This window comes from Pseudomonas sp. SWI44 (genome assembly GCF_002947915.1).
Classification (GTDB): domain Bacteria; phylum Pseudomonadota; class Gammaproteobacteria; order Pseudomonadales; family Pseudomonadaceae; genus Aquipseudomonas; species Aquipseudomonas taiwanensis.
This window is the reverse complement of the sequence record NZ_CP026674.1, coordinates 3961159-3973861: the sequence shown is the minus strand read 5'-3', so window position 1 is coordinate 3973861 and position 12703 is coordinate 3961159. Positions and strand designations below refer to the sequence as shown.

Annotated in this window: 11 protein-coding genes; 6 read left to right on the top strand and 5 right to left on the bottom strand. The window is 62.7% G+C overall.

The window, feature by feature from the left end; translation table 11 throughout:
• Positions 1 to 113: 113 nt before the first annotated feature.
• Positions 114 to 479 carry a 5-carboxymethyl-2-hydroxymuconate Delta-isomerase gene (locus C4Q26_RS18695; RefSeq protein ID WP_023381770.1) on the bottom strand — a complete coding sequence of 122 codons (366 nt, stop codon included), beginning with the start codon at positions 477 to 479 and terminating at the stop codon, positions 114 to 116.
• 116 nt (positions 480 to 595) lie between these two features.
• On the opposite strand from C4Q26_RS18695, the gene C4Q26_RS18690 reads away from it, so the two are divergent.
• Positions 596 to 832: a YdcH family protein gene (locus tag C4Q26_RS18690; protein ID WP_023381771.1), complete on the top strand. Its 237-nt coding sequence runs from the start codon at positions 596 to 598 to the stop codon at positions 830 to 832.
• 52 nt (positions 833 to 884) lie between these two features.
• Here the strand turns inward: C4Q26_RS18690 and C4Q26_RS18685 are convergent, their stop codons facing one another.
• Positions 885 to 2069: a PLP-dependent aspartate aminotransferase family protein gene (locus C4Q26_RS18685; RefSeq protein WP_023381772.1), complete on the bottom strand. Its 1185-nt coding sequence runs from the start codon at positions 2067 to 2069 to the stop codon at positions 885 to 887.
• 129 nt (positions 2070 to 2198) lie between these two features.
• Here C4Q26_RS18685 and C4Q26_RS18680 point away from each other — a divergent pair, with 129 nt between their 5' ends.
• Positions 2199 to 2660, top strand: coding sequence for an Lrp/AsnC family transcriptional regulator (locus C4Q26_RS18680; protein WP_023381773.1), 462 nt, complete (start codon positions 2199 to 2201; stop codon positions 2658 to 2660).
• A 69-nt stretch (positions 2661 to 2729) separates the two neighbouring features.
• Here the strand turns inward: C4Q26_RS18680 and C4Q26_RS18675 are convergent, their stop codons facing one another.
• Positions 2730 to 5060 carry an FdhF/YdeP family oxidoreductase gene (locus C4Q26_RS18675; RefSeq protein WP_023381774.1) on the bottom strand — a complete coding sequence of 777 codons (2331 nt, stop codon included), beginning with the start codon at positions 5058 to 5060 and terminating at the stop codon, positions 2730 to 2732.
• A 282-nt stretch (positions 5061 to 5342) separates the two neighbouring features.
• On the opposite strand from C4Q26_RS18675, the gene moaA reads away from it, so the two are divergent.
• On the top strand, positions 5343 to 6347 hold the full coding sequence (gene moaA, locus C4Q26_RS18670; protein ID WP_027907422.1) for a GTP 3',8-cyclase MoaA: 1005 nt from the start codon (positions 5343 to 5345) through the stop codon (positions 6345 to 6347).
• 20 nt (positions 6348 to 6367) lie between these two features.
• The gene (locus C4Q26_RS18665) at positions 6368 to 7267 is read left to right on the top strand and encodes a bestrophin family protein (RefSeq protein WP_104883389.1); all 900 of its coding nucleotides are present in this window, start codon (positions 6368 to 6370) and stop codon (positions 7265 to 7267) included.
• A gap of 41 nt (positions 7268 to 7308) precedes the next feature.
• Here C4Q26_RS18665 and moaB read toward each other — a convergent pair whose 3' ends face one another.
• A complete protein-coding gene (moaB, locus tag C4Q26_RS18660) occupies positions 7309 to 7848 on the bottom strand; it encodes a molybdenum cofactor biosynthesis protein B (protein ID WP_023381777.1) in 540 nt (179 codons plus the stop codon).
• A gap of 208 nt (positions 7849 to 8056) precedes the next feature.
• Here moaB and C4Q26_RS18655 point away from each other — a divergent pair, with 208 nt between their 5' ends.
• The gene (locus C4Q26_RS18655; protein WP_104883388.1) at positions 8057 to 8944 is read left to right on the top strand and encodes a LysR family transcriptional regulator; all 888 of its coding nucleotides are present in this window, start codon (positions 8057 to 8059) and stop codon (positions 8942 to 8944) included.
• On the opposite strand, the gene C4Q26_RS18650 is transcribed toward C4Q26_RS18655, so the two are convergent.
• Entirely contained in the window at positions 8932 to 9705 is a 774-nt protein-coding gene (locus C4Q26_RS18650; RefSeq protein ID WP_023381779.1) for an AraC family transcriptional regulator, read from the bottom strand. The genes C4Q26_RS18655 and C4Q26_RS18650 overlap by 13 nt on opposite strands.
• A gap of 1381 nt (positions 9706 to 11086) precedes the next feature.
• Here C4Q26_RS18650 and C4Q26_RS18645 point away from each other — a divergent pair.
• Complete coding sequence (locus tag C4Q26_RS18645) at positions 11087 to 12703, top strand: APC family permease (protein WP_023381780.1); 1617 nt, start codon at positions 11087 to 11089, stop codon at positions 12701 to 12703.

The following is a 12703-nucleotide window of genomic DNA, read 5'->3' as shown; positions in this document are numbered from 1 at the left end:
GTAAAGTTGGCGAAACTCTAGAAAGCGAACCATCAATTTTTCGTGAAAAAGACGCCAACAAATTCGTGAGCCAGCATCTTTTTCAAATTAGAAGCCGTTCATTCAGCTGTCATTCAGCCTGGCAGGTGGAGTTTGGCGTACGGCACTCGCTCGATGTCCAGTACCTCGACACACAGCTGAAGGTCCAGGCCGGGGTGCTGCGGGATGGCGTCGCGTAACACCTCGAGCAGACTGGCAGACAGTTGTGCCTTCACCTGGGGCGAACGTCCATCGAGGATGGCCAGCCGCACATGGGCGAAGGCCCGCTCACCCGGCGCGGTGCCGACCCGGTAGCGGGCAAACGCCTGGGCCCGGCTCTTGATGTCCCGTTCATCGGCGAACTGGCCACTCCCGACCAGCGCATGGTTCAGGCGCAGCAGCAGCGTATCGACATTCAGTTCACGCAGGTTGTCGCTGTATTCCAGGTTCAGATGGGGCATGGCGCAGGTTCCGGTTCGCCGAAGGGAGGCGACAGCCTACCCCAGTCCCCTACCTGCGCAAAGGCGGCTATCCTCAAAGGTCAGGACCTTACCGACAACCCGACAGAGGTGAAGAAATGCCAGTTCCGCACGATTTGCTCGCTGACCTGCACGTATCCGCCGACCAGTTCCAGGCACTCATCGACAAGGACCAGGAACTTCACAAGCTGCACAAGGAATACAACGCCAAGGACAAAGAAGTAGTGACTGCCGAAACCAACGGCACCAATGACGATGTGATCAATCGCCTGCGCAAGGAACGGTTACTGCTCAAGGACAAGATCGAACGGATCATTCATCCGCCCAAATCCTGATTCCACGCCCTATCGCCGGCAGGCCGGCTCCTGAACGGAGCCGGCCCAGCCTTCACACCGCAGCGGACGCCTTGAGCGCCCCGTCCAGATCCTCGATCAAATCGCGGTAATCCTCGATCCCCACCGACAGGCGCAACAGGTTTTCGCTGATCCCCATTTCGCCTTTCTGCGCCGGGCTCAGCGAATTGTGGGACATGCTCCAGGAATGGTTGATCATGCTCTCCACCCCGCCCAGGGAGTCGGCCAGGACAAAGATCCGCAACGCCTCCACCAGACGATTGAGCGCCGCCCGGTCACCCCCTTTGACCTTCATCGCCACCACCGCTCCGCCAGCGCGCATCTGACGCTTGCACAGCTCATGCTGCGGGTGGCTTTCCAGCCCCGGGTAATAGACCTTCTCGATCTGCGGGTGGCTTTCCAGAAAACGCGCCACCTGCAACGCATTGGCGCATTGACGCTCCATGCGCACGTCGAGCGTCTTTAGCCCCCGCAGGGCCAGATAGCAGTCGAACGGTCCCTGGATCGCGCCCACCGCCATGCTGATCTTGCGCAGGCGGGCCAGCAATTGCTCGTTGGCGGCCACCACCACGCCGCCGGTGAGGTCGGAATGGCCGCCGATGTATTTGCTCGCCGAGTGCATCACCAAGTCCACGCCCAGGGTGATCGGGCGCTGATTCCAGGGCGAACAGAAGGTGTTGTCGATGCAGGTGAGGATGCCGCGCGAACGGGCCAGGTCGCACACCGCCTTGATGTCGACCAGGTGCAACAGGGGGTTGGTCGGCGACTCGATCCAGATCAATTGGGTCTCGGGGCGAATCGCTTGCTCCACCGCGTGAATGTCGTTGAGGTCGACGTAGGTAGTGGTCAGCCCTGAGGTACGCCCGCGGTAGTCCTCCAGAATTCGGAATGTACCGCCATAGACGCCGTTCATAACCACCACATGGGCATCCTTGGGCAGCAGCTCGAGCACCGTGGCGGTAGCGTTCACGCCAGAGGCGCACGCCACTGCGCCAACGCCCTCTTCCAAGGCGGCGACACAGGTTTCGTAGGCATGCCGCGTCGGGTTGCCCACACGGCTGTAGGCGTACTCGGGGTTATCGTCCAGACTGCGCTTGATATACGAACTGGCGGTGTAGATCGGCGGGAAGATCGCATTGTCGGCGACGCTGGACTGTTCACCGGCGTGGATGGTACGGGTGGCGAAATTACGCGGCTTGTCGGACATGGTCGGGTCCATTGGTCGAAGGGAGACAGGTTGAAGAGCGCCACTATCTCACACCCGCGCAAGAGGCTCCTATAGCAGTATTTTTTGCTATTTCACGCTACCCTCGGAGAATAATTTTTCTCACTTGATCGCCAAAGGCCCATGGACAGTTTCGACCAACACATCCTGACCCTGCTCCAGCGCGACGCTTCGATTTCCCTCAAGGACCTGGCCGAGGCCGTCAACCTGTCCACCACCCCGTGCTGGAAGCGGGTCAAACGGCTTGAAGAAGACGGCTACATCATTGGCCGCGTTGCGTTGCTCGACCCGCAGCGGCTAGGGCTGGGCTTGACCGTGTTCGTCCAGCTCAAGACCCAACGCCACGACAGCGCATGGCTGGAGCAGTTCGCCACGACGGTGAACGGCTTCGAGGAGGTGATGGAGTTCTACAGAATGTCCGGAGACTGGGACTACATGCTGCGTGTGGTGGTGGGGGATATCGCGGCATATGACCGTTTCTACAAGAAACTGATCAACAGCACCGACGGACTTTCCAACATCACTTCCAGTTTTGCCATGGAGCAGATGAAGTACACCACGGCGTACCCGGTGCATCGTTCGTGACAGGTGCCAGCCTCATCACCGGCACGCCGGCCCCTGCAGCATCAGCGTGACGGCGATGATGGGCTGTGTTCAGTCCGCTGCCAGCACGGTGCCGATCCGGTTAACGGCCTTGGCTTTCTCCAGTCGAATGGCCACGAATTTGGAGGTTGGCGTGTAGGTCCCTTCGCCGTAACTTTCCAACGGTACCAGCGGGTTGGTCTCGGGGTAGTAAGCCGCCGCCTGCCCCTCGGGCACGTCATAGGGCACCAGACGGAACCCCGCTACACGACGCTCGCGGCCATCCTCCCACAGCGACACCATGTCCACCTGCTCACCCGGCTCGAAGCCCAGGCGGCGAATGTCAGCCTCATTGACGAACACGACCTCGCGCAGGCCGAACACCCCTCGGTAGCGGTCATCCAGGCCGTATAGCGTGGTGTTGTACTGGTCGTGCGAACGCAGCGTCTGCAGGATCAGGTCCGGCTTGTCACCACGGGCCAGCACCTGGGCATTGACCAGGTGTTCAGGCAATTGGCTGGCGCTGAAACGCGCCTTGCCAGTGGCGGTGCGCCAACTGCGCTCGGCGGCACTGTTGCCCAGGTGGAAGCCCCCCGGATGCTGCAGGCGCTTGTTGAAGTCGGCAAAACCCGGAATCACATCGGCGATCAGACTGCGTATGCGGCCATAGTCGGCGATGGCGTATTCCCAGTCGATGGGCTTGTTGCCCAAGGTGGCCTTGGCCATGCCGGCGATGATGGCCGGTTCTGAACGCAGATGGGGCGACCGTGGACGCAGTTGACCGTGGGAGAGATGCACCATGCTGAAGGTGTCTTCAACGGTAACACCTTGCGGACCGGTGGCCTGCAGGTCGATCTCGGTACGGCCCAGGCAGGGCAGGATCAGCGCATCGCGCCCGGTAACCAGGTGCGAGCGATTGAGCTTGGTGGAAATCTGCACCGTCAGCGCACAGTTGCGCAAGGCTGCGTGGGTACGGGGCGTATCTGGCGTGGCTTGGGCGAAGTTGCCCCCCAACGCGACGAAGACCTTGGCCCGCCCCTCTTCCATCGCCTTGATCGCCAGCACGGCGTTGTGCCCAGGGTTACGCGGAGCGCGAAACTGGAAGCGCTTCTCCAGCGCATCGAGCAGCCCAGCCCTTGGTTTCTCGTCGATGCCCATGGTGCGGTCGCCCTGCACGTTGCTGTGGCCACGCACCGGCGACAGGCCTGCGCCCGGCTTGCCGACGTTACCGCGCAGCAACTGCAAGTTGACGATTTCCTGCACCGTAGCCACCGAGTGACGGTGTTGGGTGATCCCCATGGCCCAGCACATGATCACTCGCTCGGCCTTGCGGTACATACGTGCTGCCAACTCGATCTCGGCCAGGGTCAAACCCGACTGCTCGACGATATGCTCCCAGGAGGTGGCATCCACCGCGGCCAGGTAGGCCTCGACGCCACTGGTGTGCTCCGCGATGAAAACATGGTCGAACACGGGGGGTTCCCCCTTGGCCAGGGCTTCGCGCTCCCACTGCAGAAGGAACTTGGCGATGCCGCGCATGGCAGCCATGTCGCCGCCGAGGGCCGGGCGGAAATACGCGGTGTTGGTCGGCTCGGAGCCATTGCTGAGCATCTCGAAGGGATGCTGCGGATGCTGGAAGCGCTCCAGTCCACGCTCCTTGAGCGGATTGAAGCACACCACCTGTGCGCCACGCTTGACCGCCTCGCGCAGGGGTTCGAGCATCCGCGGGTGGTTGGTGCCAGGGTTCTGGCCGATGACGAAGATCGCATCCGCCAGCTCCAGGTCGTGGAACACCACCGTGCCCTTGCCCACGCCAAGGGTTTCGGACATGCCGGTACCGCTGGCCTCATGGCACATGTTCGAGCAGTCGGGGAAGTTGTTGGTGCCGTAGGCGCGCACGAACAGCTGGTAGAGAAATGCCGCCTCGTTGCTGGCCCGACCCGAGGTGTAGAACTCGGCCTCATCCGGCGAGTCGAGCGCTTGCAGGTGCTGGGCGATCAGGGCGAATGCGTCGTCCCAAGTCGTTTCCACGTAGTGGTCGGAGGCCGCGTCATAGCGCATCGGGTGGGTCAGGCGACCCTGGTACTCCAGCCAGTAATCGGTCTGTTCGGCCAGGGCACTGACGCTGTACTTGGCGAAGAATGCCGGGTCGACCGACCGGCCGGTTGCCTCCCAGTTCACCGCCTTGGCGCCGTTCTCGCAGAACTTGACCATGTCGCTTTCCGGCGACTCGCCCCACGCGCAACCTGGGCAGTCGAAGCCGCCGTTCTGATTGGTCTTGAGCATGGCACGCAGGTTCTTGAAGGCGTTGTCACTGCCCAGCCAGCTCTTGGTCACGCTCTTGAGCGCGCCCCAGCCGGCGGCGGGGCCTTTGTAGTCCCTGATGTGTTCGTCTTGGCTCATGGGATGGATCCTCACGCGGGGCATTCGAAAAAGGCCGCCAGGTCGGTTGCCCGGCTTTTTTCCAGCGTATGGAGCCCGAACCGAGGCCGTCCAATCGAAATACCTTACGGCTCGATAAGCAGGCTCGATGATGCCCTACAGCCCATGCCACACGGGACGTGCAGCCACGATAGAGGGTATTTATCAATTAGTCGGAGAAAGCAATTTGACGGGGGTGGCGCCAGGTTATAGCTTGAACCTGACACGCGGCGTCCGCCGCCCCTACCTCATTCGAGCGCGAACGTGGAACAGAACAGCCGGCCCCTGATCGACGGCTTCAACCGGAAAATCGACTACTTACGGATGTCGGTTACTGACCGCTGCGACTTCCGCTGTGTCTATTGCATGGCCGAGGACATGCAGTTCCTGCCGCGCCAACAGATCCTTAGCCTCGAAGAGCTGTTCCAGGTCGCCGAACGCTTCGTCGCCCTGGGTACCCGAAAGATCCGCCTAACCGGCGGCGAGCCTCTGGTACGCCAGGGTATCGTCGAGCTGTGCCAGCGCATCGCCGCCCTGCCCGGCCTGCGTGAACTATGCCTGACCAGCAATGGCTCGCAACTGGGGCGAATGGCCCAACCGTTGTTCGACGCCGGCGTCTCACGCCTGAACATCAGCCTCGACAGTCTGAATGCCGAGCGCTTCAAGCAGCTGACCCGCACAGGCGACCTCAGCCAGGTGATCGCGGGTATCGACGCCGCCCGCCGCGCCGGTTTTCACCGGACCAAACTCAATTGCGTGGTGCTCAAAGGGCGCAACGACGATGAACTGGTCGACCTGGTGCGCTTTGCCATCGACCGTGACCTGGACATCACCTTCATTGAAGAAATGCCCTTGGGCGTTATCAGCGAACATGAGCGGGGCGAGTCGTTCTGCTCCAGCGACGAGGTGCGTGAGCGCCTGGCCGAGCATTTCACCCTGGTAGAGTCCACCGAATCGTCCCAAGGCCCGGCACGTTACTGGCGCCTGGCCGAGGCGCCGGACAGTCGGGTCGGCTTCATCTCGCCGCACAGCCACAACTTCTGCGCCACCTGCAACCGCGTGCGCCTGACCGTCGAAGGTCGCCTGCTGCTGTGCCTGGGCAATGAGCACTCGGTGGACCTCAAGCACGTGCTTCGTGCCCATCCGGGCAATCCCGAACGCCTGGAAAAAGCCATCCGCGACTCACTGCACCTCAAGCCATACCGCCATCATTTCGAAGTCGGCGGCGATGTGCAGATCCTGCGTTTCATGAACATGACCGGCGGCTGAGTGCCCGCCTCTGGACTTCCATGATCGTCCACTCCCGCCCTGATGTGCTGCGCGTGTTGTTCACCCTCAAAGGGTCGATCATCAAACGCATTGCCTTGCGTTGCCTCACGGTTACCTTGCTGGCGGCACTGATCGTGTTGGTCGAGCGGCACTTCCCGGCGTTCTTCTACCCGGTCAGCGCGACCCCGTTCACCCTGCTGGGCCTGTCGTTGTCGATCTTCATGAGCTTTCGCAACAACGCCTGCTACGACCGTTGGTGGGAGGGCCGCAAGGCCTGGGGCATGCTGATCATCGAGACCCGTTCGTTCGTGCGCGAGAGCGTGGCGATCACCGACGAGCAGTTGCGCAGCCAGTTGCTGCGCAGCCTGTGTGGCTTCGCCCATGCACTCAATGCCAGGCTGCGCAACGAAGACGACCTTGCCGCGGCACGTCCCTGGCTGGCCGACACGCACGGTATCAGCCCGCACAACGTTTGCGACGGCATCCTGCGCCAGGTCGGCGCGCAGTGCTCACGGCTGGCCGAACAGAACCACATCAGCGAGTGGCGCTACACCTTGCTGGAGCAGCGATTGACGGGACTTTCGCAGGTGCAGGCTACCTGTGAGCGGATCAAGGGCACGCCGTTGCCGTTCCCCTACACCCTGTTGCTGCACCGCACCATCTACATTTTCTGCCTGTTGCTACCGTTTGCCCTGGCCGAGCCGCTGGGCTGGCTGGCGCCGCTGTTCACCACCATCGTGGGTTACACCTTCTTTGGCCTGGATGCGATCGGCAATGAGTTGGAAGACCCGTTCGGGCGCGATGAGAACGACTTGCCCACCGATGCCATGGTGCGCACCATCGAACGGGATGTGCTGGCGGGGCTTGGGGTCGAGCCATTGCCCGAGGCGTTGCAACCGGTCGATCATGTGTTGAGCTGATGCCCCAATCGCCGCGGTTTACCGACGACTGGGGGCCGACATCAACCGCGGCTCTCGCACACCGCAATCGGCTTGAGGTGCGGTACGAAATTGCACGGCCGGTGGCGGGCGTCGAGCTGCTCGGCCAGGATCCCCTCCCAGGCCGTGCGGCAGGCACCGGTCGAACCTGGCAGGCAACAGACCAAGGTACCGTTGGCCAGCCCGGCCATTGCCCGGCTCTGCACCGTCGAGGTGCCGATATCGAGGATCGACAGGGCACGGAACAACTCACCGAAGCCATCGATGCGCTTGTCCAGCAGGCACTGCACCGCTTCAGGCGTGCTGTCGCGCCCGGTGAAACCAGTGCCGCCAGTGACCAGCACCACCTGCACGTTGTCGTCGGCTATCCAGGTGGCGACCTGGGCGCGGATCTTATACAGGTCGTCCTTGAGCAGCGACCTCGCCACCAGGCGATGGCCCATCTGCACCGCGCGGCTGGCCAACAGCTCGCCGGAGGTGTCGTTGTCGTAGGTTCGGGTATCGCTGACGGTGAGTACAGCGATGTTCAGCGGTACGAACACTGCATCGGGTTTGACGCTCACAGGGTGTGCTCCTCGAATGGCATTGCCGCCACGCTAGAGGCCTGGCCGCCAGGCGTCCAATCGATATGGCGAACGGGTTCATCGATCGGCTCTATCGGCCCATGCTACAGGCACCGGCTTGCCAGCAACACGGCCGGACACCATCAAACAATGGCCAGCCAGCCAAGACTTGGTTAAGGTCCACTTACCCAGCACACCAGGCCGCACCATGGACATCAAGCAACTGAAATTCCTCATCGCCCTCGACCAGACCCGCCATTTCGGCCAAGCCGCGGCGCTGTGCCATATCACCCAGCCCACGTTGTCGATGCGCTTGCGCAACCTGGAGGACGAACTGGACCTGGTGCTGGTCAAGCGTGGCCAGCGCTTCGAGGGATTCACCGAAGCCGGCGAGCGCATCCTGGCCTGGGCGCGCACCTTGCTCGCCGCCCACGACGGTCTGCAGGCCGAGGCCGCCAGTTGCCGTGGCCAGGTGGTCGGCAGCCTGCGCCTGGGCACCGTACCGCTGGCCAGCTTCAACCCCATGCACCTGCTGATGCCGCTGCGCGCCAAGTACCCTGAGCTGCACTTTCAGCTGAGCTCGCTCAGCTCCGAGCAGATCATCGACGGGCTGAGCCGCAACCAGCTCGACCTGGGCATCTGCTACCTGGACCAGGTCAACACCAGCTTCTTCGACGTGATCGAACTGGGCATCACCACCATGGGCCTGTTGCATGACACGCGCTTTTTCCAGTTCGACGCCCCACGACTGCACTGGGACGAACTGGCCGACATTCCGCTGGGCCTGCTGAGCAAGGGCATGCACTACCGCCAGTCGCTAGACCTGAGTTTCCGCAGCCGCGGCCTGGAGCCGCTGGCGGTGCTGGAAAGCGACTCCAGCTTCCAGCTGGTCCAGGCGATCACCGCCGGCGTGTGCTGCGCAGTCATGCCGCTGGACTGCGGGCTGGAAGCGCTGAGCGCACACATGCGCATCATCCCGGTAGTTGACGCCAGCATCCACAGCCCGGTGGGCCTGCTGCTACGTCGTAGCGAGCCACGCTCGGCGATTGCCGAGCAATGTTTCGACGAAGCTCGCGCCCTGTTTCAACCTTCCTGAGTTGCCGTCGCCTGGCGGTATTGCCTGGGTGTGAAGCCGGTCAGTTGCTTGAACTGCCGGCTGAACGCGCTGTGGTCGGTGTAACCGCATTGCAAAGCCACCTCGGTGATCGGCAAGTCGCTGTGCAGCAGGCGATGGGCGTGCTCCAGGCGCGCCTTGTGGATCATCTGCCGCGGCGTGAGGTGGAACACCCGCTTGCAGTAGCGCTCCAGCTGCGCCACGGAGATTCCAGCAATTCGGGTCAACTGGCCCATGCTGATGGGCTGGTGAAAGTGCAGACGAATGTGCTCGTCCACGGCGGCCAGACGCTGGTAGGCAGGGTGGGTATCGGCGGCTGACTGCAAGTCTACCGAGATGCCGACCAGGCCGATGATGCGCCCCTGCGGGTCGTACAACGGGCGCTTGTGGGTCAGGCACCATCCAGGCTCGCGGCTACCGTACAGATGCAGTTCCAGTTGGTCTTCCAGCACCAGGCCATGCTCCAGCACGCGACGGTCCTGTTCGGTGTAGCCCGGGCCCAGCTGTGCAGGGAACACTTCGGCGCTGGTCTTGCCCAGTAATGGCTGCAATTGCTTGAGGCCACAGCGCTGGACCAGGGTGCGGTTGGCCAGGACATAGCGGGCCTGGGTGTCCTTGATGAAGATGGCGGCGTTTGGGATGACGTCGAGCATCGGGAGCAACAGGGTGACGCTTGCCAGCAACACCTCGAGGGTGGCGGGGTTCTGTGCTTCCAGGGCTTGGTACAGGGCGTGGTGGGGCATCGGGATTCTCGGTTGATTGTGACGGCGCTTTCGCGGCACTCAGAATCGGCACCGCTTGTGCGGTGCATCGCGAGCGAGGCTCGCTCCTACGCTCGTTACGGGCCTGTTGGGCCTGTGACAGGCGCAGCAGATTGCCCTGTGCCACGCATGGAATCGGTACTGCTTGTGCGCTGCATCGCGAGTGAGGCTCGCTCCTACGCTCGTTGCGGGCCTGTTGGGCCTGTGACAGGCGCAGCAGATTGCCCTGTGCCACGCATGGAATCGATACCGCCTGTGCGCTGCATCGCGAGCAAGGCTCGCTCCTACGCTCGTTACGGGCCTGTTGGGCCTGTGACAGGCGCAGCAGATTGCCTTGTGCCACGCATGGAATCGGCACCGCCTGTGCGGTGCATCGCGAGCAAGGCTCGCTCCTACCCTCGTTGCGGGCCTGTTGGGCCTGTGACAGGCGCAGCAGATTGCCCTGTGCCACGCATGGAATCGGTACCGCCTGTGCGGTGCATCGCGAGCAAGGCTCGCTCCTACGCTCGTTACGGGCCTGTTGGGCCTGTGACAGGCGCAGCAGATTGCCCTGTGCCACGCATGGAATCGGTACCGCTTGTGCGGTGCATCGCGAGCAAGGCTCGCTCCTACGCTCGTTGCGGGCCTGTTGGGCCTGTGACAGGCGCAGCAGATTGCCCTGTGCCACGCATGGAATCGGTACCGCTTGTGCGGTGCATCGCGAGCAAGGCTCGCTCCTACGCTCGTTGCGGGCCTGTTGGGCCTGTGACAGGCGCAGCAGATTGCCTTGTGCCACGCATGGAATCGGCACCGCCTGTGCGGTGCATCGCGAGCAAGGCTCGCTCCTACCCTCGTTGCGGGCCTGTTGGGCCTGTGACAGGCGCAGCAGATTGCCTTGTGCCACGCATGGAATCGGCACCGCCTGTGCGGTGCATCGCGAGCAAGGCTCGCTCCTACCCTCGTTGCGGGCCTGTTGGGCCTGTGACAGGCGCAGCAGATTGCCTTGTGCCACGCATGGAATCGGCACCGCCTGTGCGGTGCATCGCGAGCAAGGCTCGCTCCTACCCTCGTTGCGGGCCTGTTGTGACTGTGACAGGCGCACATTGCCTTGTAGGAGCGAGCCTTGCTCGCGATGCGGTTGCGCTACAGCCAACACGCCACGATGCCTACAGCCTATCCAAGCGCACGAACGAATCGCCAGCGCTTTTCGCAATTGTGCCGATTTCGTCACCCACCCTGCAGAAAACCATCAAGAACCCATCCCCTCCCCCAGTCCACTCTATGCCCCACGCAAGCCGCACCACACCTACAAGAGCACGGCCAGAAAAGCCGCACATCGTGACATCAGACCTGCCTATCCAATAACCAACAAAAAGGCGAACCCATGTCAGGCAAATTCAAGAAACAGCTGTCATTGCTCGACCTCACCTTCATCGGCCTTGGCGCCATCTTCGGTTCAGGCTGGCTGTTCGCCGCCAGCCACGTATCGGCCATCGCCGGTCCTGCCGGTATTTTCTCCTGGTTCCTCGGCGGGTTCGCCGTCTTGCTGCTGGGCATCGTCTACTGCGAACTGGGTGCCGCCCTGCCCCGCGCCGGAGGCGTTGTGCGCTACCCGGTTTACTCCCACGGCCCGTTGCTCGGCTACCTCATGGGGTTCATCACCCTGATCGCATTTTCCAGTCTCGTCGCCATCGAGGTGGTCGCCTCGCGTCAATACGCGGCAGCATGGTTTCCCGAACTGACCAAGACCGGCTCGAGCGACCCGACGCTCCTCGGTTGGTTGGTGCAGTTCGGCCTGCTCTGCGTGTTCTTCCTGCTCAACTACCGCAGCGTTAAGACCTTCGCCAAGGCCAACAATCTGGTCAGCGTGTTCAAGTTCATCGTGCCGTTGCTGGTGATCGGCGTGCTGTTCACCTTCTTCAAGCCAGCCAACTTCGAGGTCCAGGGCTTCGCCCCGTTCGGACTGTCGGGCGTGGAAATGGCAGTGTCCGCCGGTGGCATCATCTTCGCCTACCTGGGCCTGACGCCGATCATCTCGGTCGCGAGCGAAGTGAAGAACCCCCAGCGCACCATTCCCATCGCATTGATCCTGTCGGTGCTGCTGTCCACTGCGATCTACGTGCTGCTGCAACTGGCGTTCCTCGGCAGCATTCCGACCGAGATGCTGGCCAATGGCTGGGCCGGCGTGACCAAGGAACTGGCCCTGCCCTACCGTGATATCGCCCTGGCGCTGGGTGTGGGCTGGCTGGCCTACCTGGTGGTGGCCGACGCGGTGATCTCGCCCAGCGGCTGCGGCAACATCTACATGAACGCCACTCCACGCGTGGTCTATGGCTGGGCGCAGACTGGCACCTTCTTCAAGGTCTTCACCCGCATCGACGAACAGTCCGGCATCCCACGTCCTGCGCTGTGGCTTACCTTCGGCCTGTCGGTATTCTGGACCCTGCCGTTCCCATCCTGGGAAGCGCTGATCAACGTCGTCTCGGCCGCTCTGGTTCTGAGCTATGCCGTAGCTCCGGTCTCGGTCGCCGCCCTGCGCCGCAACGCCCCGGACATGCACCGTCCTTTCCGGGTCAAGGGCATGGGTGTGCTCGGCCCTCTGTCGTTCATCATCGCCGCGCTGATCGTCTACTGGTCGGGTTGGAAAACCGTGTCGTGGTTGCTGGCCCTGCAGATCGTGATGTTCGTGTTGTACCTGCTGTGCGGCCGCTTCGTGCCCACCCAGCATCTCTCGCTTGGCCAACAGGTGCGCTCGTCCGCCTGGCTGATCGGCTTCTACGCCGTGACCATCCTGCTGTCCTGGCTCGGCAGCTTCGGCGGACTGGGTGTCATCGGGCACCCGATGGACACCCTGGTCGTCGCCGCCTGCGCGCTGGGCATCTACCACTGGGGCGCCACGACCGGCGTGCCGGCCCACCTGGTGCGCCTGGACGGTGACGACGAAAGCGAAGCCAGCGCCGAACCGCACCCTGGCCACCGCCCTGTCGCGGTCGCCTCTTGA

Bases quoted from the DNA above. Each gene is read 5' to 3' on its own strand.
- C4Q26_RS18680 (WP_023381773.1), top strand. From the start codon at position 2,199: ATGGACAGTTTCGACCAACACATCCTGACCCTGCTCCAGCGCGACGCT.
- C4Q26_RS18690 (WP_023381771.1), top strand. From the start codon at position 596: ATGCCAGTTCCGCACGATTTGCTCGCTGACCTGCACGTATCCGCCGAC.
- C4Q26_RS18685 (WP_023381772.1), bottom strand. From the start codon at position 2,069: ATGGACCCGACCATGTCCGACAAGCCGCGTAATTTCGCCACCCGTACC.
- C4Q26_RS18655 (WP_104883388.1), top strand. From the start codon at position 8,057: ATGGACATCAAGCAACTGAAATTCCTCATCGCCCTCGACCAGACCCGC.
- C4Q26_RS18665 (WP_104883389.1), top strand. From the start codon at position 6,368: ATGATCGTCCACTCCCGCCCTGATGTGCTGCGCGTGTTGTTCACCCTC.
- C4Q26_RS18645 (WP_023381780.1), top strand. From the start codon at position 11,087: ATGTCAGGCAAATTCAAGAAACAGCTGTCATTGCTCGACCTCACCTTC.
- C4Q26_RS18695 (WP_023381770.1), bottom strand. From the start codon at position 479: ATGCCCCATCTGAACCTGGAATACAGCGACAACCTGCGTGAACTGAAT.
- C4Q26_RS18650 (WP_023381779.1), bottom strand. From the start codon at position 9,705: ATGCCCCACCACGCCCTGTACCAAGCCCTGGAAGCACAGAACCCCGCC.
- C4Q26_RS18675 (WP_023381774.1), bottom strand. From the start codon at position 5,060: ATGAGCCAAGACGAACACATCAGGGACTACAAAGGCCCCGCCGCCGGC.